This is a genomic window from Phenylobacterium sp. (assembly GCF_030680185.1).
GTDB lineage: Bacteria > Pseudomonadota > Alphaproteobacteria > Caulobacterales > Caulobacteraceae > Phenylobacterium.
This window is the reverse complement of the sequence record NZ_JAUXVZ010000034.1, coordinates 1-25,367: the sequence shown is the minus strand read 5'-3', so window position 1 is coordinate 25,367 and position 25,367 is coordinate 1. Positions and strand designations below refer to the sequence as shown.

Sequence of the window (25,367 nt, the reverse complement as noted above, 5' to 3'; positions counted from 1 at the left end):
AAGGGCGGTGTTCGTCGGATCGTTTCCCGGGCTTGCCTTTTGAGAAGCTGGTGGGCCTTGTGCGGCCTCGGTTCAGATGGAGGCCTGCGATGGCGAGGAACGTGTATGACGCCCCGGTGAAGAAGGGGCGCGGCCTTGTCCAGTTGGGGGTCGTCGGGCTCGCCGCCGTGGTGCTGATCGGCGGGGTGCTGGCCATGCTGGGGCAGCAGCGTACGGCCTCGGCCGCCGACTGGACCCCGCGTGGCCCCGAATGCCCGGTGTGGGACGGTCCCCTGCCGGTCTCCAAGAGTCGCCCCGACCTGCTGACCTTCGATTACGGCGGCGCGACGCTCGGCCGCTGGTTCGGCCACGTCAATTGCGTGCAGGTCTATAAGACGGCCCTGCCGGGCGGCGGCGTCTATTACGCCTGCCACTTCACCGGCCCGGACTTCGTGCAGGTGACGGTGGGCGACCAGGTGACGACCTTCCGTCCCGGCGTCGGCAAGCCGGCCATCGTCAGCATCCGCGACGGCGAGGTCAGCTGCGCCACCGACCCCCGCGCCGTAGCGCCCCGCAAGCCCTAAGCCGACGAGGTTGGTTAAGACTTTGGTCAGGACTGACTTCTAATTCGCGTCCCCTAGGTTGTGATCTGCTCGCATTTCGGGCGTCCCGGGGGGGAATTATGAGCAATTGGAAGATGGCGGCTTCGGCCGTGGCGCTGGGCGTGTGCCTGGCGCCGTCGCTGGCGCAGGCCCAGAGCCTGGAGGATGTCCTGGCGCGCCTCGAGCGTCTGGAGCAGGAAAACCGCCAACTGCGCCAGGAGGTGGACAGCCTCAAGGGCGGCGGCCCGGTCGTCGCCATGGCCGAAGCGCCGGCCCCTGCGCCGGTCGAGACCGCGCCTGCGGCCGCGCCGATCCGGGAGGTTCAGGCGCCGGTGGCTGACAATGATCGGGCGCGGGCCGCCGTGGAGCTCAACTCCGGCCTGTTCATCAGCCGGGCGAGCGATGTCAGCTATCGGGTGCTGGACCCCACCACCCATACGAGCCGCAAGCCGCTGATGCTGCTGGACGCCCGGCGCCAGGGGGACCTGCGCGACGGCGGGGTCTATCTGGGCGGGGCGATCACGGCGCTGGCCAACTAACAGGAGACCAATCGGAACTCCAAGTTCGGCTATCTGATGCGCCATCCCACCTCGGCCAACCAGATTGGCGAGACGGCGTCCGAGGCCGTCCTGCATTCGGCGCAGCTCAGCGTCACCGCCAATGTGACCCCCTGGATCACGGCCTATGCCGAGCTGCTCTATGACCCGGAGCAGAGCTTCGGGACCGGCACCATCACCGCCGTCGGCCGCAACCAGATGCAGCTGCGCAAGGGCTATGTGATGTTCGGGGATCTGGAGGAGAGCCCCTACTACGCCGCCATCGGCAAGATGGAGGCGCCGTTCGGCCTGATGGACACGGTCAGCCCGTTCACCGCCTCGACGGTCTGGCACGCCTTCGGCGGCCTCGCCTGGGGCGCGCTGGCCGGCTATTCCAAGGATGGCCTGAACATCGCGCTGGAGGCCGTGCAGGGCGGTTCGCAGTTCCGCTCCCTGGCCACCTCGGTGGAAGGCACCAACGTGCCCTCGCGGCTGAACAACTTCGTGGCCGACGCCAACTATACGTTCGACCTGGGCGGGCCGGGGCGGGACCTGATGGCCGGCGCCTCCTATGTGCATGGCAGCGCCTATTGCCATGGCTTCCCCGTGGTGCACTTCAATCCCTGCGTCGACGACAACCCGGCCTATGCGGTCTACAGCCAGCTGCACTACGACCGCTGGACCGCCAACGCCGAGTTCGCCAAGACGCTGGAAGAATGGCCGGGGACCTTCAACCCCACCCCGCCGCTGAACCAGTTCGCCGCCAGCAAGGTGACCAGCTGGGGCGTGGGCGGCCGCTATGCCGCCGAGATCGGCGGGCAGGAGGTCCATCTCTCCAGCGAGTTCTCCACCTATATCGCCGGCCCCAAGGGCTCGCCCTGGCGGCGGCAGGACCAGTGGGTCTTCGGCCTGGCGGCCTTCCCGGTCAGCCACGTCAAACTCTTCTCCGAGCTGGTGCTGGTGGAGGGCTATGTGCCGCTCAACTTCCTCAGCGGCGGCAATCTCGGCCCCGGCGTGAGCTGGAGCGACGCCGATGCGCGCACGACCGTTCTGCTGCTTGGCGCGAACGTCGCCTTCTAGGGTGGCTGGCCTGGCCGGCGATTGATCCTTGGCGAGGGTCGGCTGCGTACTCTACATTCGAAGCCTTTAGGGCCGGCGCGGGCGATCATTCGGCCCGCCCGGACGTCGCTCCGGCGATGGTTTTGAGTGAAGGTGGCGCAGATGGGTTCCGATACGCAGACCGTCGCGGGCGGGCGGACGATCGACAAGGACGCGCTGCTGGCCAAGTACATCGCCGAGCGGGACAAGCGCCTGCGGCCCGACGGGAATGACCAGTATCTGGAGCTGAAGGGTCAGCTCTCCCACTATCTCGAAGACCCCTATACGCCGCGGGTCGAGCGCGACCCCAGGACCGACCACGTCACCTTCGCCTTCATCGGCGGCGGATTCGCCGGCCTTGTGACCGGCGCGCGGCTGGTGGAGGCCGGCGTCAACGACGTGCGCATCATCGAGAAGGGCGGCGATTTCGGCGGCACCTGGTACTGGAACCGCTATCCCGGCGCCCAGTGCGATACGGCGTCCATGATCTACATGCCGCTGCTGGAAGAGACCGGGCACATGCCGAGCGAGAAGTACGCTCACGCGCCGGAAATCCTCGAACAGTGCCAGCGGATCGGCCGCCAGTACGGCCTCTATGACAATGCGCTCTTCCACACCGAGGTCGAGGACCTGTCGTGGGACGAGGCCAAAAGCCGCTGGGTGATCCGCACCAACCGCGGCGACGCCTTCACGGCCAGCTTCATCGGCCTTGGCACCGGCCCGCTGCATGTGCCCAAGCTGCCGGGCATTCCGGGCATCGACACCTTCAAGGGTCATTCCTTCCACACCAGCCGGTGGGACTATGACTATACCGGCGGCGACCCCTCAGGCGCGCCGCTGGAGAAGCTGGCCGACAAGCGGGTGGCGATCATCGGCACCGGCGCCACCTCGGTCCAGGCCGTGCCCCACCTGGCCCGGGCCTGCCAGACGCTCTATGTGGTCCAGCGGACGCCGTCTTCGGTGGACGTGCGCGCCAATGCGCCCATCGATCCCGACTGGTTTTCGCAGATTGCGACGCCCGGCTGGCAACAGCGCTGGCTGGAGAACTTCACCGCCAACCAGGGCGGGAGCATCACCGAGGAAGACCTGGTGATGGACGGCTGGACAGATCTCTCCCGCCGCATCCGCAGCAAGATCAACGAACTGCCGCCCGAACAGCGCACGCCGCGGAACATGCTGGCGGCCTTCGAGGACTCCGATTTCGAGAAGATGGATGAGATCCGCGCCCGCGTGGACTCCATCGTGCAAGACGGCGAGACCGCCCAGAAGCTCAAGGCCTGGTACCGCCAGCTCTGCAAGCGGCCCTGCTTCCATGACGCCTATCTGCAGGCCTTCAATGCGCCGGGCACGCATCTGATCGACACCGACGGGCAGGGGGTCGAGCGGATTACGGAAAAGGGCTTCGTGGTCGCCGGCGTCGAATATGAGGTGGACTGCATCATCTACGCCTCGGGCTTCGAGGTCGGCACCGAATATACCCGCCGGGCCGGCTTCGACCTGACGGGCCGCGGCGGGCTCAAGCTGTCCCAGGCCTGGGGCGAGGGGATGAAGAGCCTGCACGGCATCCATGTGCGTGACTTCCCCAACGCCTTCTTCGTCCAGCCGACCCAGGGCGCCAACCTGATCTCCAATATTCCGCACAATCTGACGGAGTCCGGTCGCACCATCGCCATGACGGTCCGCCACGCCCTGGACGTCGGCGCCAAGGAGGTCGAGGTGACACCGGAGGCCCAGGCCGCCTGGGTCGATCTGCTGCTGACCGGCATGGGGCGCATGCTGGGAGCGCCCGACTGCACGCCGGGCTACTACAACAACGAGGGCCAGGATCCCGGCCCCGCGGCGGCGCTGAATGTCGGCTATCCGCAGGGCGCGAGCGCCTTCTTCAAATACATCGACGGCTGGCGCACGTCCGGCGCCTTCGAGGGCCTGACCTTCCGCTGAAGCAGAGCGGCGGCCGCTGGCCGCCGGCTCATGTTCAACCAATCGGTTGACGATCTAGGATCGTGTCCCTATATTCAACCTTATGGTTGAATTATCTGCACCCCAGTTGGACACTGTCTTTCACGCCCTCGGCGACGCCACGCGCCGCCGGATGCTGCGCGAACTCTCTGAGGGCGAGCGCACGGTGGGCCAGCTTGCCGAACCCTTCGCCATCTCGCTGGCGGCCGCCTCCAAGCACATCAAGACCCTCGAGACCGCGGGCCTGATCCGTCGCGAGGTGCGGGGCCGCACGCACATCTGTCGTCTCGATCCCGGCCCGCTGGCCAGCGCCCACCAATGGCTCGGCGTCTATCAGCGGTTCTGGACCGAGCGTCTCGACGTCCTCGAAGGCCTCCTGCGCCAGGAGGACGCGCCACCGCCTTCCAAGCCCAAAGGAGAAGACCCATGAGCGACCTTGCCACCCTCGACGCCTATGGCGCGCTGATCGAGCCCGCCACCCTGAAGGTGCAGCGCCTGTTGCCCGGACCCATCGAGCGGGTTTGGGACTATCTGACCAAGACCGAACTGCGCCGGCGCTGGCTGGCGTCCGGCGAGATGCCCGCCCAGGCGGGCGGCGAGTTTGAACTGGTCTGGCGCAATGATGAGCTGACCGATCCCCCTGGCGTGCGCCCCGACGGCTTCTCCCATGAGCATCGGATGGAGAGCCGGGTGGTGGCCTTCGAGCCGCCCCGCAAGCTGGTGATCACCTGGGGCGTGCAGAGCGAGGTCGAGTTCGGCCTGGAGAGCCAAGGCGGCGAGGTGCTGCTGACCGTCATCCACCGGCGGCTCCCCGACCGCGACGCCCTCCTGAATGTCAGCGCCGGCTGGCATGCGCATATCGACGTCCTCGCCGCCCAGCTGTCGGGTCAGACGCCCAAGCCCCATTGGGATAACTGGGTCCAGCTTCGGGCCGAGTACGACGCCCGCCTGCCGGCCTGAGGACGCCAGCCCTCAGGAGGGGAGGAGCCCCGCCGCCTTTTGCGCCATGTAGCAGGCGTCCCAGGACGGCTCGCCGCCGAAGTGCTCCAGCATCAGCTGGGTCAGGGCCTGGACCTTGCGCGAGGCGTGATCGGCCGGCGGGGGCCGCACCACATAGAGCCCCGCCTCCGGGATCGGATGATCCTGGAGGAGGAGGCTCAACTCGCCGGTGGCGATGGCGTGGCCACAGAGGAAGGTGGGCAGGATGGCGATTCCGAGCCCGGCGGTGACGGCCGCCAGCAGGGCCTGACCGCTGTCGGCCTGGAAGCGCGCCTTGGGCCGGATGGCCAGGGCGCGGGGGCCGGCCCCGAAGCGCCAGACCTCGTCCGGCTGGCCGACCGCGGCATGGGCGGCCAGATCCTCGGGCCGCTGGGGCGTCCCATGTTCGGCCAGATAGCCGGGACTGGCCACCACCGCGGCGGCGATCGGCGCGATCCTGCGGGCCACAAGGCTGGAGTCCGCCAGGCGCCCGATGCGGATGGCGGCGTCGAAGCGCTCCCCCACCAGATCCACGAAGCGGTCGCTGAACGAGGCCTGGATCTCCAGCCGTGGATGACGCTGGGAAAGCTCTGTCAGGACCGAGCTGAGATGGGTGGCGCCGAAGCTCAGGGGTGCGGCGATCCGCAGGCGCCCGGTGACCTCCTCGCCCTGGGCCACGGCGGCGCGCGCCGCCTCGGCGCCGGCCAGCAGCGTCTCGGCGTGGCGGCGGAAGGTGGCGCCGGCCTCGGTGAGCGCCACGCCCCGGGTCGTGCGCGCCAGCAACTGGGCGCCGAGCTCATCCTCCAGCCGGGACAGGCGCCGACTGATCATGGACTTGGACTGGTCGAGGCGTCGCGCCGCCTGGGTCAGACCTCCGGCCTCGGCCACTTCGACAAAGGTCCGGACATCTTCGAGATCGAGCATACATGTTGCATAAATCGGAACAATCATTCCCGCAATGGCCGCCTACTGTTGCGCATCGCGAGACGATACCTCCTGGACATCGAACACACCGACGACAGGAGCGCGTCATGTCCAACCTTCTCGTAATCAACAGTTCCTCGGCCGGCGAACAGTCGGTCTCCCGCCAGCTGGTCGCCGCGGCGGTCGCCACGGTTCAGCGCAACGACCCCGGCGTCACCGTCGTGCGTCGGGAACTGGGCGAGGACCCGGTGCCGCATCTGGTGCGCGACACCCTGGCCGGCGTTCGCGGCGTGGCCTCAACCCCGGCCGAGCACGCGGCCCGGGCGCTGTCGGACACCCTGATCGCCGAGCTGCGCGCGGCAGACACCATCATCATCGGCGCGCCGATGTACAACTTCAGCCTGCCCACCACCCTGCGGGCCTGGCTCGACCATGTGTTGCGGGCCGGCGAAACCTTCACCTATTCCGAGGCCGGGCCGAAGGGCCTGCTGGAGGGCAAGCGGGTGATCGTCATCGAGAGCCGCGGCGGCTTCTACAGCGAAGGCCCCGGCCAGGTCGCCGACTTCCAGGAGCCCTATCTGCGCCACCTGCTGGGCTTCATCGGCCTGACGGACGTCACCTTTGTCCATGCCGAGAAGATCGGCTTCGGGCCCGAGGCGCGGACCGCCGCCATCGAAGGCGCCGAGGCCCGGCTGGCCGAGGTGCTCGGCGAGCGGCTGGTCGCGGCCTGAAGGGTGTGAACGGGGCGGCCAGACTTGAGCGCCGGCCGCTCCGCTCAGATCTCCAGCCGGTAAATCCGGCGCGCGGTGTCATGGAACAGGGCGGCCTTTTCGTCCGCTGACGCGCCCGCCGCCAGCCGCTTGAAGGCGTTCCAGAGGGTCGCGTAGTCGCACGTCCCCGCATCGACCGGGAAGTTGCTTTCGAACATGCAGCGGCTGGCGCCGAAGGCCTCGATCGTGGTCTCCACATAGGGCCGCCACGCCTCGGCCAGCATCGCCGACGTCGCGGGGGGCTCGGCCATGAAGCTCGGGAAGCCGGCGAACGGCATGGCCAGGCCGCCAACCTTGCAGACCACATTGGGGCGCTCGGCCAAGTCCCGGATACTGTCGCGCCAGATCTCGAACCGCGCCTCGCGCTGGCCGGCATAGGCGCCGATCCCGAGCGGCGTGCCCACATGATCCAGGATGATGGTCGTCTCAGGGAAGGCGCTGGCCAGATCCATCAGGTCGGGAAGCTGCGGTTCCAGCAGCCAGGCGTCGAAAGACAGGCCGTGGTCGGCGAGGTGAGCGAAACCCGCCCGGAAGGCTTCGCTGCGATAGAGGCCGGCGGCGTTGCGAGCCAGGGGCCCGAGGACGGCAGCGTCCGGATCATAGGACGCGCTCTGGCGAACGCCACGGAACCGTCCGCCGCCAGCGGCCAGATGCGCCTCGATCACCGGCGCCGCGGCGTCCCCCAAGGTCAGGTCGACATGGCCGACAATGCCAGCGCAGGCGCGGGCTTCGCCATAGAGTCCGCTGGCGCTCATGGCCGCCACGCCATTGACGAACTCGGTCTCTCCGACGGGCGCCAGGGCCGCTGGCGCGCCGGCCCGATACATGGCGCCGCATTCGACGAAGATGGTCGCCCGCACATTGTGGCCGGCGCCCAGGTCGCCCAGGAGCTGATCCAGCAGATAGTGGGGCGAGCGGCGGAGCAGGGCTTCGAAGCCATGGCGGGGCGCCGGGGCGTCGGCGCCAAACCGGCCGCGCATGTCCCAAAGGTGATGGTGAGGGTCGACGATCGGCAGCTCGGGCTCGAGAATGGTCTCGCGGCTCATGGGGTGTCCTCCTTGTGGCGCAGCGATGTTCAACCCGGGAGACGTGTTTCCCAAGGAAATCAATTCGTAGGCATTGGCATGCCATTGTTCGGCGTTTCGCCAGACGCCGAGGCTCACCTTGCTCAAGCTCACGGCCCGCAAGCCGGCCGATATTACAGTCTCTCCTGAGGTTCTGGCCCAGTCCCAGACGCCGGTTCTGCGCACCTATGTGCTGGCGGCGGCGATCTATTACGCCCTGGTCAGCGCGTCGCATCCGTTCTTCGAGACCGGCCGAGCCCTGGTGATCCTGACGGGGCTGTCGGTGGTGGCCATGGTCATGGGCCTGCTCGCCTGGCGCTGGCTGAAGCAGCCCCGGCGACTTGGGGTTCTTGAGGCGACAGCCTTGGCGATGAACGCCCTCTTCATGGTCAATGTGGTCGCCTATCTGAGCATCCACTTCGAAGCCCTGAAGCTGTTCTATTTCGTGCTCATGGCCCTGGTCTTCGCGATCGCTGCGCCGACCCGTCGGGTCGCCTATGTGAGCACCCTGGCGGCCTTTATCGGCATGGTGCTGATGGCCCGCGCAGCGCCTGGCCACCTGATCGGCCACTACGCCTATGTCGGCGTGGCGGGCATGTTTGCCGCCCTGGGCATGTCGACTTTGATGCGGGGCGCCGTGATGCGGGAAATCCGCGCCCGACTGGCCACGGACGAGCTCAATGTCGCCCTCCGCAACGAACTGACGCGGAACCAGGCCCTGACCCGAGAGGCCCAGGCTTTGGCCGTGGCCGCCCGCGCCGCCGATCGCACCAAGAGCGAGTTTCTGGCGACCATGAGTCATGAAATCCGGACGCCCCTCAACGGGGTGTTGGGCATGGTTCAGGTCATGGCCCTGGACGACCTGCCAGCCCTCCAGCGGGAACGCCTGGGTGTGGTGCAGGACTCCGCCTCGAACCTTCTGGATATCCTCAACGCCGTGCTGGATATCGCCCGGATCGAGGCCGGCGAGATGACCATCACCGCCGCGGAGTTCGACCTCGACCGCCTCATTAGCCCCTTGGGCGTCCTCTATGGCCAGATCGCCGCCGAGCGCGGGCTCACCTTCACGCTCGACCTCGAGCCGGAGGCTTGCGGGCGACGTCTGGGCGACGAGGTGCGTCTGCGCCAGGTGATCAGCAACCTGATCTCCAACGCCCTGAAGTTCACGGAGTCCGGCTCGATCTCGGTGCGCATCGGCGGGGACGCGACGCAACTGACCTGCGAGGTCGCCGATACCGGCATCGGCATTCCCCTGGATCACCAGGACACCATCTTCGACAAGTTCGTCCAGGCCGACGCCTCCAATACCCGGCGCAGCGGCGGGACCGGCCTTGGTCTGGCCATCTGCCGCGATCTCGTCGCGTTGATGGGGGGCAAGATCAGCTTCCAGAGCCAGCCAGGAGTCGGAACGACGTTCACGCTGGCTCTGCCCATGCCGCGGATCGCGCCGGTTTCGGCGGCGGATCTGGCGGCCGTGCAGCCGCCGGCCGAGGGTGTCCGTGGCCGTCGGATCCTGATCGTCGACGACAACGGCGCCAACCGCATGGTCCTCAAGACCCTCCTCGAAAGCCAGGGGCTGAACTGCGGCCAGGCGGCCGACGGCCACGAGGCAGTCCAGGCCTGGAGTGACGGCGGCTGGGATCTGGTGCTGATGGACATCCACATGCCCGGCATGGATGGCATGGACGCCACCAAGGCGATCCGCGCCGCTGAGCTGGAGACCGGCCGGCCGCGGACCCCCATCCTGGCCCTGACCGCCAGTGTCATGATCCATGAGACCCAGCTCTATCTGGGGATTGGCATGGACGGCGTCGCCGCAAAGCCCGTCCAGCTCGGCCCGTTGATGCGGCAGATCGAACAGGCCTTGAGGGTCGCCAGAACTGGCGCGGCAGCCCGTTCGGCGAGCGTGTCCCGCAGCGCCTGATACGCGACGGCCGCCCGTCTCGGGCTCGCCTTCAGGTTTGTATGAACCCTTCTCTCGTCTCGCGCGCTTCTGGGTCGGCTCCAGAGGAGGACACACGCCATGGCCGACGACATCTACGGGAAGCGCAACCCGGGCGCGGGAGGCGAAACCCACCAGACCGCCTCTGGCGACACCCCCGTCCTGACCACCCAGCAGGGCGTTCCGGTCGCCGATGACCAGAACAGCCTGAAAATCGGCGCCCGCGGCCCGACCCTGCTGGACGATTTCCATCTGCGCGAAAAACTCTTCCACTTCGACCATGAGCGGATTCCCGAACGGGTGGTCCATGCGCGGGGCTTCGGTGTGCACGGCTATTTCGAGGCGACGGAATCGCTGAGCGACCTGACCCGCGCCGATCCCTTCCAGAAGGCGGGCCAGCGGACGCCGGTCTTCGTGCGCTTCTCCACCGTGGCTGGCGCCAAGGGCTCGCCGGACCTGCCCCGGGACGTGCGCGGCTTTGCGGTGAAGTTCTACACCCAGGAGGGCAACTGGGACCTGGTGGGCAACAACATCCCGGTCTTCTTCATCCAGGACGCCATCAAGTTCCCCGACCTGATCCATGCGGCCAAGCCGGCGCCCGACCGTGGCTTCCCGCAGGCCCAGACCGCGCACGACAACTTCTGGGACTTCATCACCCTGAGCCCAGAGTCCATGCACATGATCATGTGGGCCATGTCCGACCGAGCGATCCCGCGGTCCCTGCGCTTCATGGAAGGCTTCGGCGTCCACACCTTCCGGTTCATCAACGCCGAGGGCAAGTCGAGCTTCGTCAAGTTCCACTGGAAGCCCAAGCTCGGGCTGCAGTCGGTGCTGTGGAACGAGGCGCTGAAGATCAATGGCGCCGATCCTGACTTCCATCGCCGCGACCTGTGGGACGCCGTCGAGAGCGCCACGCCGCCGGAATGGGAACTGGGCGTCCAGGTCTTCGACGAGGCCTTCGCCGATGAATTCGAGTTCGACGTTCTCGATCCCACCAAGATCATCCCCGAAGAGCGAGTTCCGGTGCGGATCGTCGGCCGCATGGTGCTGGACAACAACGTCCAGAACTTCTTCGCCGAGACCGAGCAGGTCGCCTTCTGCACCCAGAACGTGGTGCCGGGCATCGGCTTCACCAACGATCCCCTGCTGCAGGGCCGGAACTTCTCCTATCTCGACACCCAGCTGAAGCGCCTGGGTGGCCCGAACTTCACCCACATCCCGGTGAACGCGCCCCGCTGTCCGGTCCACAACTTCCAGCAGGATGGCCACATGGCCATGCGCAATCCCGTCGGCCGCGCCAATTACGAGCCCAACAGCTGGGGCGAACAGAGTGGACCCCGGGAGAGCCCGGAGCGGGGTTATCCGCATTTCGCCGCGGCCGAATCTGGCGAGACCCGCCAGATCCGCGCCGAGACCTTCGCCGATCACTACAGCCAGGCCCGGCAGTTCTTCGTCAGCCAGACTCCGATCGAGCAAAAGCACATGGGCGACGCCCTGGTGTTCGAGCTCAGCAAGGTTGATCGGCTCGACATCCGCGAGCGCATGGTCGGGCACCTGCGCAATATCGACGAAGGCCTCGCCAAGACGGTCGCCACCGGCCTTGGCCTTGCCAAGATGCCCGCCGCCCTGAAGCCGGCGCGGCCGGTGGTGACCGACCTGCCGGCCTCCGACGCGCTCAGCATGCTGAAGCGACCCCTGCCGAAGTTCGAGGGTCGCAAATTCGGGCTCCTGATGACCGACGGCGCCGATGCGAGCCTCTTCAAGGCGCTCACTGACGCCATCGCCGCCGAGGGCGCCATCTTCGAAGTGATCGCGCCTCACATCGGCGGGGTGAAGCTCTCCGACGGCGCCCTGCTGCCGGCCGATCAGAAGATCGATGGCGGACCGTCAGTGCTCTATGACGCCGTCGCCGTGCTGGTGTCGGAGGAGGGGGCCGCCATCCTCTCCAAGGACAAGACGGCCAAGGACTTCGTCAATGACGCCTTCGCCCATTGCAAGTTCATCGCCCATACCGAGGCCGCGGCCGTCCTGTTCGACAAGGCCGGCGTAGCCGAGGACATGGATGAAGGCTTCATCGCGCTCGAGTCGGCCAAGGACGCCAAGACCTTTGTCGAGGCCTGTCGCGCCATCCGCCTGTGGGCGCGGGAGATGAAGGTCGACCTGGACGCGGCGGCCCTCCAGTAGGCGGCCCGGATGCGCCTGGGGAGGGCTTCGGGCATCTCCCCAGGCGCGTCATCCGCCATCACGGCGGCGTGATAAATTTGCCTCAGAGACGCAACCTTTTTCCGGGTTCACCGGTTTGTGATGTGAGTGGACACAACAGGAGACTCTGAAAATGACCCTCAAGACCAAGTTTTTCGCCGCCGGCGCCGCGCTGGCTCTGATGACCGCGCCGGCCGCTTTCGCTCAGGATGCGGGCGTCGATGCGACCATGTCGGATGAGGCCGCCGCGAGCGCCATGGCCACTGAGCCGGCCGCCAGCGGCGCGGGCTTTACCGACGCCCAGGTCGAGGACTTCGCCGAAGCCATGACGGACGTCCAGGCGCTCAATGAAGAGTACGGCGCCAAGGTCGCCGCCGAAGCCGACGCTACCGCTCAGACGGCTCTGCAGCAGGAAATGACCTCGAAGATGACTGCCGCGGTCGAAGACTCTGGCCTGACGGCGACCGAATACAACCAGATCGCTGCGGCCGCTCAGACCGATGCTGAGCTTCGTGCCCGGATCGGCCAGGCCATGCAGGCCGATGCTGGCGCCGCCGCTGACGCCTCAGCCAATGTCGAGGCCGCCGAGAGCGAGCCGGACATGTAAAAGCCTGATCGCGATCAGGCGACATAGGGCGCGGTCCATCAGGGCCGCGCCTTTTCGTTGGCCGGAATGTCAGGCGGCGCGGGCCGTGCTGCCCTCGAGCGCCTGTTGCAGGGCGCGCAGCAGGTTTTCAGGCTTCATCGGCTTTTCCACCACGCCGATCATGCCGGCGGCGATATAGGCGGCCGCATCCTCGGGATCGGCGTTGGCCGTCAGGGCGATGATGGGGGTCTGCGCGGCCGGGCCGGCCAACGCCCGGATGGCGCGGGTGGCGGCCACCCCGTCCATGCGCGGCATCTTGATATCCATCAGGATCAGGTCGAAGCGGCCGGTCCTGGCCAGTTCCACGGCCTCGACCCCATCCACGGCGGTCTCGGCCGTGCAGTCGAACATTTCGCAGAGGGTCTCTGCCACCATGCGGTTGGTGGCGTTGTCGTCGACGATCAGGATGTGAGCCGCGCGGTCTGCGGCGGATTCGGGTTGCGCCGCCTCGGCCTTGGGCGCGCAGGGGGCGTCGAGGACGAAGACGGCGGTCTCGCCGCCGCCGGCGTTGCTCTCGGTATGCTGGGCGCCGTCAAGGCTCGCCAGGATGTTCTGGGCCAGGGCCGCGCCAATGGCGGTTTCCAGGCCGAAGCGGGCGTCGATGTCCTCGATGCTGCCTGAAAGGCCCTGATGCATCACCTCGCCGGCGCCACGGACGCGACCTTCGAGGCGAAGCGCCTCGCCAGATTGCGCGCTGACGCGAAGCGAGGCCTCGACCGCGCCGCGATGGACGCTGGAGATGGCCTGTCCGATGAAGCCGTCGAAAACCTGATGCAGTCGATGCGGATCGACTAGGGCGGCGGCCGCCGGATCTCCCTCATACGACACCAGCAGGGTGACGCCGCTCTCCCGGGCGCGGCTGATCCAGCGCTCCTGCACCTCGTCCATCAGATCGCGGAGCAGGCGCGGCTCGGGCTTGAGGCTGAGCCGCTGCTCGGCGGCGGTCTTCAGATCCTGGGTGGCGGCCAGCAGGCGGCAGACGGCGGTCGCCGCTTCATCCACGCCGTCAACACAGGCCTGGGCGTCGGCGTTGAGGTGCTGGCGGCTCAGTCGGTCGGTAAGCGCCAACACGCCCTCAAGCTGGACGCGGATCTCTTCCGTAACGCGATCGAGGAAGAAGTCGGAGAGAGGCATGGGTAGCCGGGACCGTTGAATCTTCCACTCAGGATGGAGGGAACCCTTTTCAGAGACGTTAAGTTGGGCGGGTCTGTTTGACGCAGGCGTAAAAACGCAAAGCGGGGCGGCAGGTCTCCCCGCCGCCCCGCCCTGATCGCGATCTGCAATCTTTAGAAGCGGTACTGAAGCTCCAGGCCGAAGGTCCGCGGCTGGATCAGGCCACGGGTGATCGCCGATCCGGTCTGGCGCAGATAGGTCTGGCCACCCACCACCAGGCCCGGATTGGGATTGCCGAAGACCGCCGTCGGGTTGGTCGATCCGGTGGAGGTGAAGCCCTCTTCCTCGAAGGCGTTCTTCACAAATCCGATCAGCGAATAGCGGTCCTCGATATCGCGCCAGATCAGGCGGAAGTCGGCGACCGTATAGGCCGGCACCGCAAAGGCGGGGTTGTCGAAGGGCTGGTAGATGGTCTCGTCGGTCCAGAAGGCCGTGCCCGAGGCGATCAACGACCCAGGTCCGAAGTCCCAGGTATAGTTGGCGTTCATCGCCACCTTGTGTTCCGGGGACTGGAATAGCCGCGAGCCCTCCAGATCCTGGAAGACCAGCAGCACCCCATTCTGGACCGCCGTACCGCCGGCCGGTTGCGCCTGGGGCAGCAGGGCGCTGGGATCGGCCGGATCATAGAAGCAGCAGCCGCGGGTGATCTCGGTGTTCAGATAGCCGTAGCTGACCGAGACCTGGAGATTGCGGCTGGGTTCCCAGATGGTTTCCAGTTCCAGGCCATAGGCGCGGGCGTCCACATTGATGAAGTTGTTGGCCGCTGCCGTGCCCGCCGCGTTCAGCTGCTGCAGGTTCAGCTGCAGGTCGGTGTAGTCGTTGTAATAGAGCGAGGCGTTGACGATCAGCTGGCGGGCGATCGTCTTCTTCATGCCCAGCTCGTATGCGTTGACGAATTCGGCGTCGCCTTCCGGATTGGGCGCCAGCGTCCCCAGCAGGAAGCCGCCCGACTTATAGCCGCGGCTGTACTTGGCGTAGAACAGGCTGTCGTCGTCCGGGGTCCAGTCGAGGTTTACCACCCCGGTGACCGCATCCCAGCTGTTGGACAGGACGCGGCTGTTCTGCACGCCCGGCGTGCCGGGCTGAAGGTCGGTCGAGACGTCATAGGCAAATAGTCCGCCCGCCACAGGCCCGAAGGGACCCGCCGGCGAATAGAGCACCAGGCGCTGGCTCTCGAAGCCGTCCTTCTCATCCTTGGTGTAGCGCAGGCCGGTGGTCAGCGCCCAGGCGTCGCTGAACGCGTAGGTGAACTGGCCGAAGACCGCATAGGCCTTGGAGTTCAGGTCGGCGATGTTGTCGGCGAAGTTGCGGCTCGGATTGGCCGGCGCGGGGATGCAGGGGTTGGTCGCCCCGCCGAAATAGCAGGGGTTCGACATCTGAGACTGCTGGGGGTTGCCCAGCTGGATGCGCTGCCCATGATCCTCGTTGTATTGATATAGGCCGAGGATCCAGTTGAGCGGACCATCCGAATTGGAGGTCAGGTTCAGCTCGTTGGAATAGTACTTCTTCTTCTCGTAGAAGTCGGTGGTGTAGTCCACATAGACGCCAGGTACGCCGGCCACGGTGATGGGCGCGGTGCGGCTGGTGTTGTCGTAGTCGCCGCCGGTTTGATAGTCGTACTGCTGGAAGCCGCCGATGTATCGGAGGTCGGCGAAGCCCAGGTCCCAGGTGATCTGGCCAGTCAGCACATGGTTGCCCCGCAGGGCGCCATAGCCGTCGCGATTGGTGTTCTGGACGTACGGGTCTGCGACGCCGGGGTTCACCACGGTCTCGCCGAACTGGAAGTTGGTCACCAGCCCGCCGATCGGCTGGAAGGCCCGGGTGGTGTCGTAGGGGCTGACCAGATTGGTCAGGCGGTCGCCGACGCCGAGGCTGTCGTCCCAATTGGAGCGGTTGTAGCGAACCCAGACATCGACGCTGTCGCCAAGCTCGGCCTCCACCTGGGCCTCGAAATAGGTGCGCTTGATCGAGGCGCCTTCATTGGCGCTGCCGATGTTTTCGATGAAGCCGCGGCGCTGCCATTCCTGGTTGCCGCCGACCTTGAAGCGGAGATTGTCGGCCACCGGGAGCGAAACGACGCCCTCAATGCGGGTGTATTCGTAATTGCCGACCGCGGCGCGGATCTCGCCGGAGAAGTCCTGCGACGGGCGCTTGGACACCTGATTGATCGCCCCGCCCATGGCGTTGCGGCCATAGAGGGTGCCCTGGGGACCGCGGAGGATTTCGGTGCGCTCGATGAACAGCGGGGTCTTGAACAGCTCCGACGAACTCGCCGAATAGAAGCCGTCGGAATAGGCGGCCACGCCGGGATCGTTGCCGATATAGAAGGTGTTGCGGCCGGCGCCGCGCAGGGAGACCCGGTCGGTGCCGGAATAGTTCATCCCGGGCGTGAAGTTCACGAAGTCCTGGATGTTGGTGATGCCCTGGGTGTCACGCTGCTGGGAGGTGAAGGCCGAGACGGCGACGGGAACATCCTGCAGGGCCTGCTCGCGCTTTTCAGCGGTGATGACCAGTTCCTGGATCATGTAGGGTTCGGCCTGGGCCTGGGCGAGCGCCGATCCAGCGCTGGCGACGAAGGCGGCCAGGGACACGGTCGCGACCAGGCTTCGGCGCAGACCGGACTTCTTCAAAGACGGCATGGATCCTCCCAGGCGGCTTTGGCGCCGCCCTTGTTTGCGAGTTGAGACAAAACAGCCGCCGGGGGAGCGGCGGCCGGGCGCGAACCTCGCCCTGACTGACGTCTCCGTCAAACTGAACCTTGTTCACTTGGGGCGACTTGGGATGGGTTAGGCGGAAAAGTGGCGGAAATACCGCGGTTTCAAACGCGGCGTATAAAACTGACCGTTGTTATCCCGTATGTTCCCTTACGGAAGAACGGAAACGGCGATTCGACCCGCGTCGTCGACAGGCGTACCAAACATTCTAAGCCCTCTATGCTTGGCGCTATGTGGCGGATGATGAGGACGCTCGGCCGCACCGGCCCGGTCTTCCCCTGCGGACCTTCGACGCGCATATGGGGGCGATGACAGACGCCCCCCGTGATCGCCGCGCCCTTGTCCTGTTTTCCGGCGGCCAGGACTCCTCGGTCTGCCTGGCCTGGGCCCTGGCGCGCTACGACCATGTGGAGACGGTGGGCTTCGACTATGGCCAGCGGCACGCGGTCGAAATGCAAGCCCGCCAGGTAGTGCGCCAGGCGATGGCGGCGCAGTTCCCGGACTGGGCGCCGCGGCTGGGCCAGGACCATCTGATCGACCTGACAGGGTTCGGCGCCATCACCGAGACCGCCATGACCGCCGATCGCGCCTTCGAGGTGACCGAGAAGGGGTTGCCATCGACCTTCGTGCCGGGCCGAAACCTCGTCTTTCTCACCTATGGCGCGGCGGTGGCCGACCGGCGGGGGATTCGCGATCTGGTGGGCGGCATGTGCGAGACCGACTTCTCCGGCTATCCGGACTGCCGCCGCGACACGATCGACGCCCTGGAACACGCGCTGAACCTGGGCATGGCGCAGGACTTCCGCATCCAGACCCCGCTGATGGCGCTCACCAAGGCGGAGACCTGGGCGCTCTCGAAGTCCCTGGGCGGTGAGGCCCTGGTGGCGCTGATCTGCGAAGAGAGCCATACCTGCTATCGCGGCGACCGCGGCGCCCTCCACGACTGGGGCCACGGCTGCGGCGATTGCCCGGCCTGCGAGCTGCGCGCCCGGGGCTGGACCGAGTGGGTCGCCCAAGGCCGCCCAGAGCTTGCGTCATGAGCTATGCGGTCAAGGAGATCTTCCTGACCCTGCAGGGGGAGGGGGGGCAGGCGGGCCGCCCGGCGGTTTTCTGTCGCTTCGCCGGCTGTAACCTCTGGTCGGGTCGTGAAATAGATCGGGCGAGCGCGGTCTGCACCTTCTGCGACACCGACTTCGTGGGGATGGATGGCCCCGGTGGCGGACGGTTCGCCGGGCCCGATGAACTGGCCGACGAGGTCGCCGCCGCCTGGGGCGATGAGCCCGCCCATCGCCTGGTGGTCTGCACCGGCGGCGAGCCGCTGCTGCAGCTGGATACCCCGCTGATCGCCGCCTTCAAGGCCCGGGGCTTCGAAATCGCCGTGGAGACGAATGGCACTCTGCCGGCCCCCTCCGGGATCGACTGGGTCTGCGTCAGCCCCAAGGCGCAGGTGCCCGTGGTGCAGACCGCGGGACAGGAACTGAAGCTGGTCTTTCCGCAGGCGGGCGTCGATCCGGCGCGCTTTGCGGATCTGGATTTCGAGCGCTTCTATCTCCAGCCCATGGACGGTCCGGACCGACTGGCGAACACCGAGGCGGCGATCGCCTATTGCCTCGCCCACCCCCGTTGGCGTTTAAGCGTCCAAACCCACAAATATCTGGGCATTCCCTGACGGCCGGTCGGCTGGACGGATCGCCCTTAAGCGCGCCAATGACATCGCATATCTTCGAGATCACCAAGGTCGCGACCTTCGACGCGGCCCATTACCTGCCCCATGGTCCCGCCGACAGCCCGTACACGCGGCTGCATGGCCACTCCTTCCAGGTGGAGGCCACGGTCGGCGGCGCGCCCCAGGCCCCGATGGGCTGGGTGGCTGACCTGGCCGAGCTCGACAGCGCCCTGCGCGCCGTCGCCCTGGAACTGGACCATGGCCTGCTGAACGAAAAGGCCGGGCTTGAGAGCCCGACCCTGGAGAACATCTGCCTCTATTTCGCCGAGCGGCTGAAGGCGGGCTTTCCCGGGCTGACCCGGATCAAGGTGTCGCGGCCGACCATCGGCGAAAGCTGCGCGCTGACGCTCTAGACTCGCGGCGTTCAGCGGCGACGCCGGTCGTCTTTGTCCTCATCGTCGCCGTCCGGGATCACGGCGCCTGCGGCCATGCCGACACCCTTGGCGGTGGCCCCGACGGCCGCTCCGGTGACGCCGATGGCCACGCCCGCCGTCGTGCCCACGACGGCGGCGGCCAGGCAGCCGGCCTGGGTGAGGCCCAAGAGGCCGATCAGGCTCAGGCGAAGCAGCATCGGCGCGTTCATGGTGAATCCCCCCAGGTCAGAGGTCAGAAGACGCGCAAAACATCACCAAATGGTGGCGACCTGATCCAGGCTCAGTCGAGCTGGTGCGACAGGGCCACAGCGGTGTCGGTGTTGCGGCGCCAGGGGCCGTTGAAATTGGGGTCCGCGCGGCGGCGGCGGTCAGGGCCGAAATAGTCCTGGGTGCGGATATAGGGCCGCGGATGCTCGACGATGCGGTTCAGCCGCTCCAGCACGCCGCGGGCGGTCAGCGGCTTGGCCAGGAACTCATTGACCCCGGCGTCGCGGGCCTCGGCCACCCGGCGCATGGTCGAATGGCCGGTGATCATGACCACCGGAATCATCTGATTGGGGCTGTCGGCGGAATTGCGCAGCAGACGCACGAAGTCGATGCCGTCCAGGGGCTGCATCGAAAGGTCGGTCATGACGATATCGATGGCGTGGCTGCGCAGTGCCTGCAGACCCTCGGCGCCATCGGCGGCCTCGTGGATATGGACCACGCCGATCGCCCGCAGAATCTCGGTCAACAGCACCCGCATGTGGTGGTTGTCATCGACCAGCAGGACTCTCAGGAGTTCGTAGCGCAAGGTTTCCGTCTTTCGAGGCGGTGTCTCGGCTCAGGCTCCGGCGGGGGCCGAATTTGAAGCCGCTCATTTCAGGCAAGTCATCGACGGGGTCAATGCGGAAAACCGGCGATTTCTGAGGTCGTTCCGCGCGCGCCCTGTAAGGCTAGACGTGCGGCCCGGGCGTAAACCGCGCCTCGCCGGCCTGGGCCCGGTGGCGCAGGAAGGCGTCGGCCAGAACGCAGGCGGTCATCGCCTCCACGACCGGCACGGCGCGGATCCCCACGCAGGGATCGTGTCGGCCCTTGGTGCGAAGCTCGATCTCCTGGCCCGCCTCATTCAGGCTCCGCCGGGGGGTCAGAATCGAGGAGGTGGGCTTGAACGCGACGCGCGCGCTCACCGCCTGGCCGGTGGAGATGCCGCCGAGCACGCCGCCGGCCATGTTCGACAAAAAGACCGGCTGGCCATCATTGCCCATCCGCATCTCGTCGGCGTTTTCCTCGCCCGACAGGGCGGCGGCGGCGAAGCCGGCTCCGATCTCGACACCCTTGGCGGCGTTGATCGACATCAGCGCGCCGGCCAACTCGGCGTCCAGCTTGCCATAGATGGGCGCCCCCCAGCCGGCCGGGACGCCAACGGCCTCGACCTCGACCACGGCGCCGGTGGAGGAGCCGCTCTTGCGGATCTTCTCCAGGTGGGATTCCCAGACTGCCACCGTCTCGGCGTCCGGGCACCAGAAGGGGTTGTTGCGGGTCTCGTCCCAGTCGAAGCGGCTGCGGTCGATCGCATGCGGGCCGATCTGGACCACGGCGGCGCGGATGGTGACGCCGGCCAGGATCTTGCGGGCCACGGCGCCGGCCGCCACCCGCGCGGCGGTTTCGCGCGCCGAGGACCGGCCGCCGCCGCGATAGTCGCGCACGCCGTACTTGGCGAAATAGGGGTAGTCGGCATGACCCGGGCGGAAGGCCTGGGCGATCTCGGAATAGTCGCGGCTGCGCTGATCGGTGTTGTCGATCATCATCGAGATCGGCGTGCCGGTGGTGACGGGCCCGCCCGTGCGGTCGTCCTCGAACACCCCCGACAGGATGCGCACGGCGTCGGGTTCCTGGCGCTGGGTGACGAACTTACCCTGGCCGGGCCTGCGCTGGTCAAGCCAGACCTGGACGTCTTCAGCCGTCAGCGAAAGCCCCGCAGGACATCCGTCGACGACGCAGCCCAGGGCCGGGCCGTGGCTTTCGCCCCAGGTGGTGACGCGGAACAGATGGCCAAATGTGTTGTGCGACATGGCGGCGGTCTTAGCGCATTTCCCGCCGGGCGCCACGCCCTCGGCGTGGGGAACCTTCACGGTTCAGGGGCGCTGTTAAGGCATGAAAACGACACAGGAGTTCAAGCCCATGCGCCTCGTGATCCTCTCAGTCGCCGCCCTCATGCTGCCGGCCACGGCCAGCCTCGCCGATGCGCCGCCTTCGGCTCAGGAGCGGGCGCAGGTGATGGCCGCACTGTCGGCGGTCGGCTGCAGCGATCCCCGCGAGATCGAGCGGGAAGAAGATGACGGTGTGCTCGAGGGCTATGAGGTCGAGGACGCCAAGTGCGCCGATGGCGTCTATGATTTCGAGCTGGACACCCAGTTCAACATCACCGACCGCGATAAGGACGACTAAGGCTCAGGCCGCCCAGGCCGCTGCGAACCGGCGAAGCAGGGTGCGCGCCGCGCTCGACGCCGTTTCGCCAGCGGCCTGCAGGCGGATGAACATGTCCCCCTGCCGGTGACGCCCCCGGGCCGGCAGGCCTTCACCCTCCAGCCGTATGAGGCCGCGCGACGCGGCCTTTTGCGTGATCCAGACATCCCGCGGACCCAGCGGGGTCTCCACCCGGGTTCGGCCACCCTGATCCATCAGGGTTCTGTCCAGCGTCGCTGTGACCCACAGATCATTGCCCCGCACGATCAGCCGGCCGTCGCCGCGGATCGCCACGCTAAGAAGCTCGCGTCCCACACGCAGGCGATCGCCGTGGCGAAGGCCGGCCGGAACGGTGATCCGCACCCGCCGCTCATCGGCCATCACATGCTCCAGCACCCCGCCTTGAACGGCGAGCGTGGGGCTGACCTGCAGCACGGGGGCGTCCGGCGTCCGTCGGGCCTGGACGCTAGGCGGTTGACGGATGGGGATCTCAGACGCTGGCGCGCTGCGAAGGGCGTCATAGGCCTGCACGAGGCGACGAAAGGCTTCGGCGTCGCCGCCGGATCGGTCCGGGTGAACGGCCTTGGCCCGATTGCGAAAGGCGCGACGCAGCTCGCCCGGCGAGGCGGCCGCGCCCACGCCGAGCATCTCCCGCGCCCGGCGCGTGGTCAGGGGCTGATCGGTCCCGCTCATAGGACGAAAGTCCTAGGCCAGGCGCCGTCAACGGCGCGTTAAACCCCTGACGCACGAGCGCCTGCGCGCTATAGGGCGCAGGTCATGTCAAAGACTCCCGAAGACTCCCTCATTCCTGCCTCGCCCAGCGAGGACGACTATGTGGCCCAGGTGACGAAGGCCGAACCGCCGCCGCTGTTGTCGGAGGACGATCCCTTCGTCCTGTTCGCCGAATGGCTGCGCGAAGCCGGCGCCAAGGAGCCCAACGATCCCAACGCCATGGCCCTGTCGACGGCGGACGCCGACGGCGCGCCCGATGTGCGCATGGTGCTGCTGAAGGATGTCGATCCCGAGGGGTTCGTCTTCTACACCAACCTCGAAAGCGCCAAGGGCCGGCAACTGGCGGAAAATCCCCGCGCCGCCCTGCTGTTTCACTGGAAATCGCTGCGCCGTCAGGTGCGGGTGCGGGGTTCGGTCGCGCCGGTGACGGCGGCCGAGGCCGACGCCTATTTCGCCACCCGGGCGCGGGCCTCCCAGCTGGGCGCCTGGGCCTCGAGCCAGTCGCGGCCTTTGCCTGATCGGCTGGCCCTGGAAAAGCGCATCGCCGAGACGGGTTTGCGGTTTGGCCTCGGCAAGGTCGAACGGCCGCCCCATTGGTCGGGCTTCCGCCTGACGCCCTCGGTCATCGAATTCTGGCGCGACCGGCCTTTCCGCCTGCACGAGCGGCTGGTTTTCGCCCGGGCCAACGGCGGCTGGACCACCGAGCGGCTCTATCCGTGACGGACGCCCTGTCTTGACCGATCCCGAAGAGGTCGAGGTCGCCAGTTGGCTGGAGGCCCAGGCCGAGCGCCGCATCGACACCGCCTGCGCCCGGGTTTTCCTGACGCCCGAGCGCGCCTTCAAGATCAAGCGCCGGGTGGAGCTGGGCTATCTGGACTACTCCACCCTGGAGCTGCGGCGCTGGGCGCTGGACCGCGAATTGCGCTTCAACCGGGCCGCGGCGCCGGACATCTACCGCACGGTGCGCACCATCAGCCGGACGGCCGACGGGGGGCTGGAGTTTGACGGGGAGGGCGAGCCTGTCGAGTTCGCCCTGGAGATGCGCCGGTTCGACGAACATGCCGTGCTGGCCGCCCAGCCCTGGGCGGTGGATGGCGGCCTGGCCGACAGCCTCGGGCGAACCGTGGCCAGCTTCCATGCCACGGCGCCGCTGCGTCCCCAGGGCGGTGGCGGGCGAGCGCTGAAGTTCACCATCGATTCCAACGCCCATCTCCTGCGCGAGTTGGCGCCGCGGCTGGGGGCAGAGCGGGTCGAGGCGGTGGTGGCGGCGACGAATGAGGCCTTCTTCCGGCATCAGGCGCTGCTGGACGCCCGCGCCATGGGCGGCTTCGCCCGTCACTGCCATGGGGATCTCCACCTGGGGAACATCCTGCTGGAGGACGGGCGGCCGATCCTGTTCGACTGCATCGAGTTCAACGACACCCTGTCGGATGTGGACGTCCAGTACGACATCGCCTTCCTGCTGATGGATCTGGATTTCCGCCGCCGCCGCGACGCCGCCGTGCGGGTGCTGTCGGCCTATCTGGACGAGGCGGCCCGCAGCTTCGGCCCCGAACTTTGGGACGGCCTGGCCGCCCTGCCGCTGATGCTGGCGGTTCGCGCCGCCGTCCGCGCCCATGTCTGGGCCCATTCGGGGGACGACAGCGCGGCCAGCGCCTATCTGGACACCGCGCTCGCCCACCTGTCGCCGCCGCCGCCGAGCCTGGCGGCCGTCGGGGGGCTGTCGGGCACGGGCAAGTCCACCTTCGCGCGGCTGATCGCGCCGGGGCTGGGGGCGTCTCCTGGCGCGGTGGTGCTGCGGACCGATGAGGTTCGCAAGCGGCTGATGGGCGTGCCGCCCGACAGTCGCCTGCCGGCCAGCGCCTATGGGCCGGGCTTCTACGAGCAGGTCTACGACACCCTGTTCAGCGAGGCGGGCCAGGCCCTGGCGGCCGGCCGCGCCGTGGTGCTGGACGCGACCTTCATCTCGCCGGACCAGAGGGGCCGCGCCGAGGCCCTGGCCCGTCGGGCAGGGGTTCCTTTCGCCGGGATCTGGCTGGAGGCGCCGGCCGAAATCCTTGCTGCGCGCATCGGAACGCGGCACGGGGACGCTTCGGACGCCACGGTCGAGACCCTGCAGATGCAGATCGACCGTGAGGTCGGCGACATCGCCTGGACCCGCGTCGATGCGTCGGGCCCCGCTGCCGAGGCCGCCGAGGCCTGGAGCCACCTCCAGACCTCGGTCTGACCATCGTCAGGCCTGGGCCGGCTCGCGGACCAGAGCCTTGCGCCGCGCCGCGACCGCGCTGGCCAGGTTCTCCAGCACCGCCACGGAATCCGCCCAGCCGATGCAGCCATCGGTGATCGACTGGCCGTAGGTCAGGGGCTGGCCGGGGACCAGATCCTGGCGGCCGGCCACCAGATGGCTCTCGATCATCACCCCCATGACGCTCTGATCGCCCGCGCGCAGGCGCGCGGCGAGATCGGCGGCCACGGCCGGCTGGTTTTCCGGCTTCTTGTGGCTGTTGGCATGGCTGGCGTCGACCATCAGCCGGGGCGCCAGACCCGCCTTCTCGATCAGGGCGCAGGCCGCCGCGACGCTCGCGGCGTCGTAGTTGGGCGCTGCGCCTCCGCGGAGCACCACATGGCAGTCGCCGTTGCCAGTCGTGGCGGCGATGGCCGAGCGGCCTTCCTTGGTGACGGCCAGGAAGTGGTGCGGCTGGCTGGCGGCGCGCACCGCGTCCACGGCGATCTGCACATTGCCGTCGGTGCCGTTCTTGAAGCCCACGGGGCAGGAGAGGCCCGAGGCCAGCTCCCGGTGAATCTGGCTTTCGGTGGTCCGCGCCCCGATGGCGCCCCAGGCCACCAGATCGGCGATGTACTGGGGCGTGGTGACGTCCAGGAACTCGCACGCCGCCGGCAGATCCAGGTCGTTGATGTCGGCCAGCAGGCCGCGGGCGATCCGCAGGCCCTGGTCAATCTGGAACCCGCCGTCCAGGCCGGGATCGTTGATCAGCCCCTTCCAGCCCACCGTGGTGCGCGGCTTTTCGAAATAGACCCGCATCAGGATTTCCAGCTCGCCGGCGAACCGCGCGCGCTCCGCCGCCAGCCGGCGCGCATAGTCCATGGCCGCATCCGGATCGTGGATAGAGCAGGGGCCGATGACCACCAGCAGGCGGTCGTCGCGGCCGTGGATGATGTCCTGGGCGGCCTTGCGCGCGCCGGTCACCGTACGGGTGGCGCGGTCGGTGCGGGGCTGGGCGGTCATGATCTCGGCCGGCGGCGTGAGCGGCTTGATCGAGTTGATCCGCAGGTCGTCGGTGGTGAGGGGCGCTGTGGCGGTCATGGATGGCTCTCTGGATGGACTCTTGGGCGGAGCCGTCCGACGGGCCATAAAAAAAGCCGCCGGATCGGCGGCGGCGGTGGGGTTCGTCTTACGTCTGGGTCACGTCAGCAGAACTCCGTCCGTCGCCAGGGGCGTCGGATAGCCAAAATACCAAAAGAGATAGGTGGCGGCGTTC

25 protein-coding genes are annotated in these 25,367 nt (G+C 67.6%); 16 read left to right on the top strand and 9 right to left on the bottom strand.

Translation table 11 applies throughout. From position 1 onward, the window contains the following. The first annotated feature begins 89 nt into the window (after positions 1-89). From Q8L83_RS08000 to Q8L83_RS07975, 6 genes are all read left to right on the top strand, one after another. Positions 90-563 carry a hypothetical protein gene (locus Q8L83_RS08000; RefSeq protein ID WP_305285809.1) on the top strand — a complete coding sequence of 158 codons (474 nt, stop codon included), beginning with the start codon at positions 90-92 and terminating at the stop codon, positions 561-563. 98 nt (positions 564-661) lie between these two features. Further along, positions 662-1,120, top strand: a complete 459-nt coding sequence (locus tag Q8L83_RS07995) for a hypothetical protein (RefSeq protein WP_305285807.1) — start codon at positions 662-664, stop codon at positions 1,118-1,120. Between the two features lie 36 nt (positions 1,121-1,156). Further along, complete coding sequence (locus tag Q8L83_RS07990; protein ID WP_305285806.1) at positions 1,157-2,197, top strand: hypothetical protein; 1,041 nt, start codon at positions 1,157-1,159, stop codon at positions 2,195-2,197. Positions 2,198-2,338: 141 nt separating this feature from the next. Continuing rightward, complete coding sequence (locus Q8L83_RS07985) at positions 2,339-4,156, top strand: NAD(P)/FAD-dependent oxidoreductase (RefSeq protein ID WP_305285804.1); 1,818 nt, start codon at positions 2,339-2,341, stop codon at positions 4,154-4,156. Between the two features lie 106 nt (positions 4,157-4,262). Continuing rightward, entirely contained in the window at positions 4,263-4,604 is a 342-nt protein-coding gene (locus Q8L83_RS07980; RefSeq protein WP_305285802.1) for a helix-turn-helix transcriptional regulator, read from the top strand. After that, positions 4,601-5,134 (top strand): SRPBCC family protein, encoded by a 534-nt coding sequence (locus Q8L83_RS07975; RefSeq protein WP_305285800.1) that lies wholly within the window; start codon positions 4,601-4,603, stop codon positions 5,132-5,134. Before Q8L83_RS07980 ends, Q8L83_RS07975 begins: the two co-directional genes overlap by 4 nt. A 12-nt stretch (positions 5,135-5,146) precedes the next feature. On the opposite strand, the gene Q8L83_RS07970 is transcribed toward Q8L83_RS07975, so the two are convergent. Further along, complete coding sequence (locus Q8L83_RS07970) at positions 5,147-6,076, bottom strand: LysR family transcriptional regulator (protein WP_305285798.1); 930 nt, start codon at positions 6,074-6,076, stop codon at positions 5,147-5,149. A 107-nt stretch (positions 6,077-6,183) separates the two neighbouring features. Here Q8L83_RS07970 and Q8L83_RS07965 point away from each other — a divergent pair, with 107 nt between their 5' ends. After that, on the top strand, positions 6,184-6,807 hold the full coding sequence (locus Q8L83_RS07965; protein ID WP_305285796.1) for an FMN-dependent NADH-azoreductase: 624 nt from the start codon (positions 6,184-6,186) through the stop codon (positions 6,805-6,807). Positions 6,808-6,851: 44 nt separating this feature from the next. Here Q8L83_RS07965 and Q8L83_RS07960 read toward each other — a convergent pair whose 3' ends face one another. Beyond that, the gene (locus Q8L83_RS07960; protein ID WP_305285794.1) at positions 6,852-7,892 is read right to left on the bottom strand and encodes an amidohydrolase; all 1,041 of its coding nucleotides are present in this window, start codon (positions 7,890-7,892) and stop codon (positions 6,852-6,854) included. 118 nt (positions 7,893-8,010) lie between these two features. On the opposite strand from Q8L83_RS07960, the gene Q8L83_RS07955 reads away from it, so the two are divergent. The 3 genes from Q8L83_RS07955 to Q8L83_RS07945 all read left to right on the top strand — a co-directional run bounded on the left by Q8L83_RS07955 (position 8,011) and on the right by Q8L83_RS07945 (position 12,661). Further along, on the top strand, positions 8,011-9,834 hold the full coding sequence (locus Q8L83_RS07955; RefSeq protein WP_305285793.1) for an ATP-binding protein: 1,824 nt from the start codon (positions 8,011-8,013) through the stop codon (positions 9,832-9,834). Positions 9,835-9,933: 99 nt separating this feature from the next. After that, the gene (locus tag Q8L83_RS07950; protein WP_305285792.1) at positions 9,934-12,036 is read left to right on the top strand and encodes a catalase; all 2,103 of its coding nucleotides are present in this window, start codon (positions 9,934-9,936) and stop codon (positions 12,034-12,036) included. A 151-nt stretch (positions 12,037-12,187) separates the two neighbouring features. Continuing rightward, entirely contained in the window at positions 12,188-12,661 is a 474-nt protein-coding gene (locus tag Q8L83_RS07945) for a DUF4168 domain-containing protein (RefSeq protein ID WP_305285791.1), read from the top strand. 69 nt (positions 12,662-12,730) lie between these two features. Here the strand turns inward: Q8L83_RS07945 and Q8L83_RS07940 are convergent, their stop codons facing one another. Both Q8L83_RS07940 and Q8L83_RS07935 read right to left on the bottom strand, forming a co-directional pair. After that, positions 12,731-13,834: a response regulator gene (locus tag Q8L83_RS07940; protein WP_305285790.1), complete on the bottom strand. Its 1,104-nt coding sequence runs from the start codon at positions 13,832-13,834 to the stop codon at positions 12,731-12,733. Between the two features lie 152 nt (positions 13,835-13,986). Beyond that, positions 13,987-16,512: a TonB-dependent receptor gene (locus tag Q8L83_RS07935; protein ID WP_305285789.1), complete on the bottom strand. Its 2,526-nt coding sequence runs from the start codon at positions 16,510-16,512 to the stop codon at positions 13,987-13,989. Positions 16,513-16,895: 383 nt separating this feature from the next. Here Q8L83_RS07935 and queC point away from each other — a divergent pair, with 383 nt between their 5' ends. Genes queC through Q8L83_RS07920 form a run of 3 tightly spaced genes read left to right on the top strand, consistent with a single transcriptional unit; the run spans position 16,896 to position 18,666 of the window. After that, a complete protein-coding gene (queC, locus tag Q8L83_RS07930; RefSeq protein WP_305285788.1) occupies positions 16,896-17,627 on the top strand; it encodes a 7-cyano-7-deazaguanine synthase QueC in 732 nt (243 codons plus the stop codon). Continuing rightward, positions 17,624-18,256: a 7-carboxy-7-deazaguanine synthase gene (queE, locus tag Q8L83_RS07925; RefSeq protein ID WP_305285787.1), complete on the top strand. Its 633-nt coding sequence runs from the start codon at positions 17,624-17,626 to the stop codon at positions 18,254-18,256. Before queC ends, queE begins: the two co-directional genes overlap by 4 nt. Before the next feature lie 38 nt (positions 18,257-18,294). Further along, positions 18,295-18,666, top strand: coding sequence for a 6-carboxytetrahydropterin synthase (locus Q8L83_RS07920; RefSeq protein ID WP_305285785.1), 372 nt, complete (start codon positions 18,295-18,297; stop codon positions 18,664-18,666). An 11-nt stretch (positions 18,667-18,677) separates the two neighbouring features. Here the strand turns inward: Q8L83_RS07920 and Q8L83_RS07915 are convergent, their stop codons facing one another. The 3 genes from Q8L83_RS07915 to aroC form a co-directional block, all read right to left on the bottom strand. Continuing rightward, positions 18,678-18,896, bottom strand: a complete 219-nt coding sequence (locus tag Q8L83_RS07915; protein WP_305285783.1) for a hypothetical protein — start codon at positions 18,894-18,896, stop codon at positions 18,678-18,680. Positions 18,897-18,967: 71 nt separating this feature from the next. Continuing rightward, positions 18,968-19,480 carry a response regulator gene (locus tag Q8L83_RS07910; protein WP_305285781.1) on the bottom strand — a complete coding sequence of 171 codons (513 nt, stop codon included), beginning with the start codon at positions 19,478-19,480 and terminating at the stop codon, positions 18,968-18,970. 142 nt (positions 19,481-19,622) lie between these two features. Continuing rightward, positions 19,623-20,741 (bottom strand): chorismate synthase, encoded by a 1,119-nt coding sequence (gene aroC / locus Q8L83_RS07905; protein ID WP_305285780.1) that lies wholly within the window; start codon positions 20,739-20,741, stop codon positions 19,623-19,625. Positions 20,742-20,850: 109 nt separating this feature from the next. Here aroC and Q8L83_RS07900 point away from each other — a divergent pair, with 109 nt between their 5' ends. Continuing rightward, positions 20,851-21,117 (top strand): hypothetical protein, encoded by a 267-nt coding sequence (locus Q8L83_RS07900; protein WP_305285779.1) that lies wholly within the window; start codon positions 20,851-20,853, stop codon positions 21,115-21,117. Positions 21,118-21,120: 3 nt separating this feature from the next. Here the strand turns inward: Q8L83_RS07900 and Q8L83_RS07895 are convergent, their stop codons facing one another. Continuing rightward, positions 21,121-21,828, bottom strand: a complete 708-nt coding sequence (locus Q8L83_RS07895) for a DnaJ C-terminal domain-containing protein (protein ID WP_305285778.1) — start codon at positions 21,826-21,828, stop codon at positions 21,121-21,123. 84 nt (positions 21,829-21,912) lie between these two features. Between Q8L83_RS07895 and pdxH the strand changes: the two genes are divergently transcribed. Continuing rightward, positions 21,913-22,587 carry a pyridoxamine 5'-phosphate oxidase gene (gene pdxH, locus Q8L83_RS07890; RefSeq protein ID WP_305285777.1) on the top strand — a complete coding sequence of 225 codons (675 nt, stop codon included), beginning with the start codon at positions 21,913-21,915 and terminating at the stop codon, positions 22,585-22,587. 13 nt (positions 22,588-22,600) lie between these two features. Continuing rightward, positions 22,601-24,094 (top strand): bifunctional aminoglycoside phosphotransferase/ATP-binding protein, encoded by a 1,494-nt coding sequence (locus tag Q8L83_RS07885; RefSeq protein ID WP_305285776.1) that lies wholly within the window; start codon positions 22,601-22,603, stop codon positions 24,092-24,094. A 6-nt stretch (positions 24,095-24,100) separates the two neighbouring features. On the opposite strand, the gene Q8L83_RS07880 is transcribed toward Q8L83_RS07885, so the two are convergent. Continuing rightward, complete coding sequence (locus Q8L83_RS07880; RefSeq protein ID WP_305285775.1) at positions 24,101-25,192, bottom strand: 3-deoxy-7-phosphoheptulonate synthase; 1,092 nt, start codon at positions 25,190-25,192, stop codon at positions 24,101-24,103. Positions 25,193-25,367 lie beyond the last annotated feature (175 nt).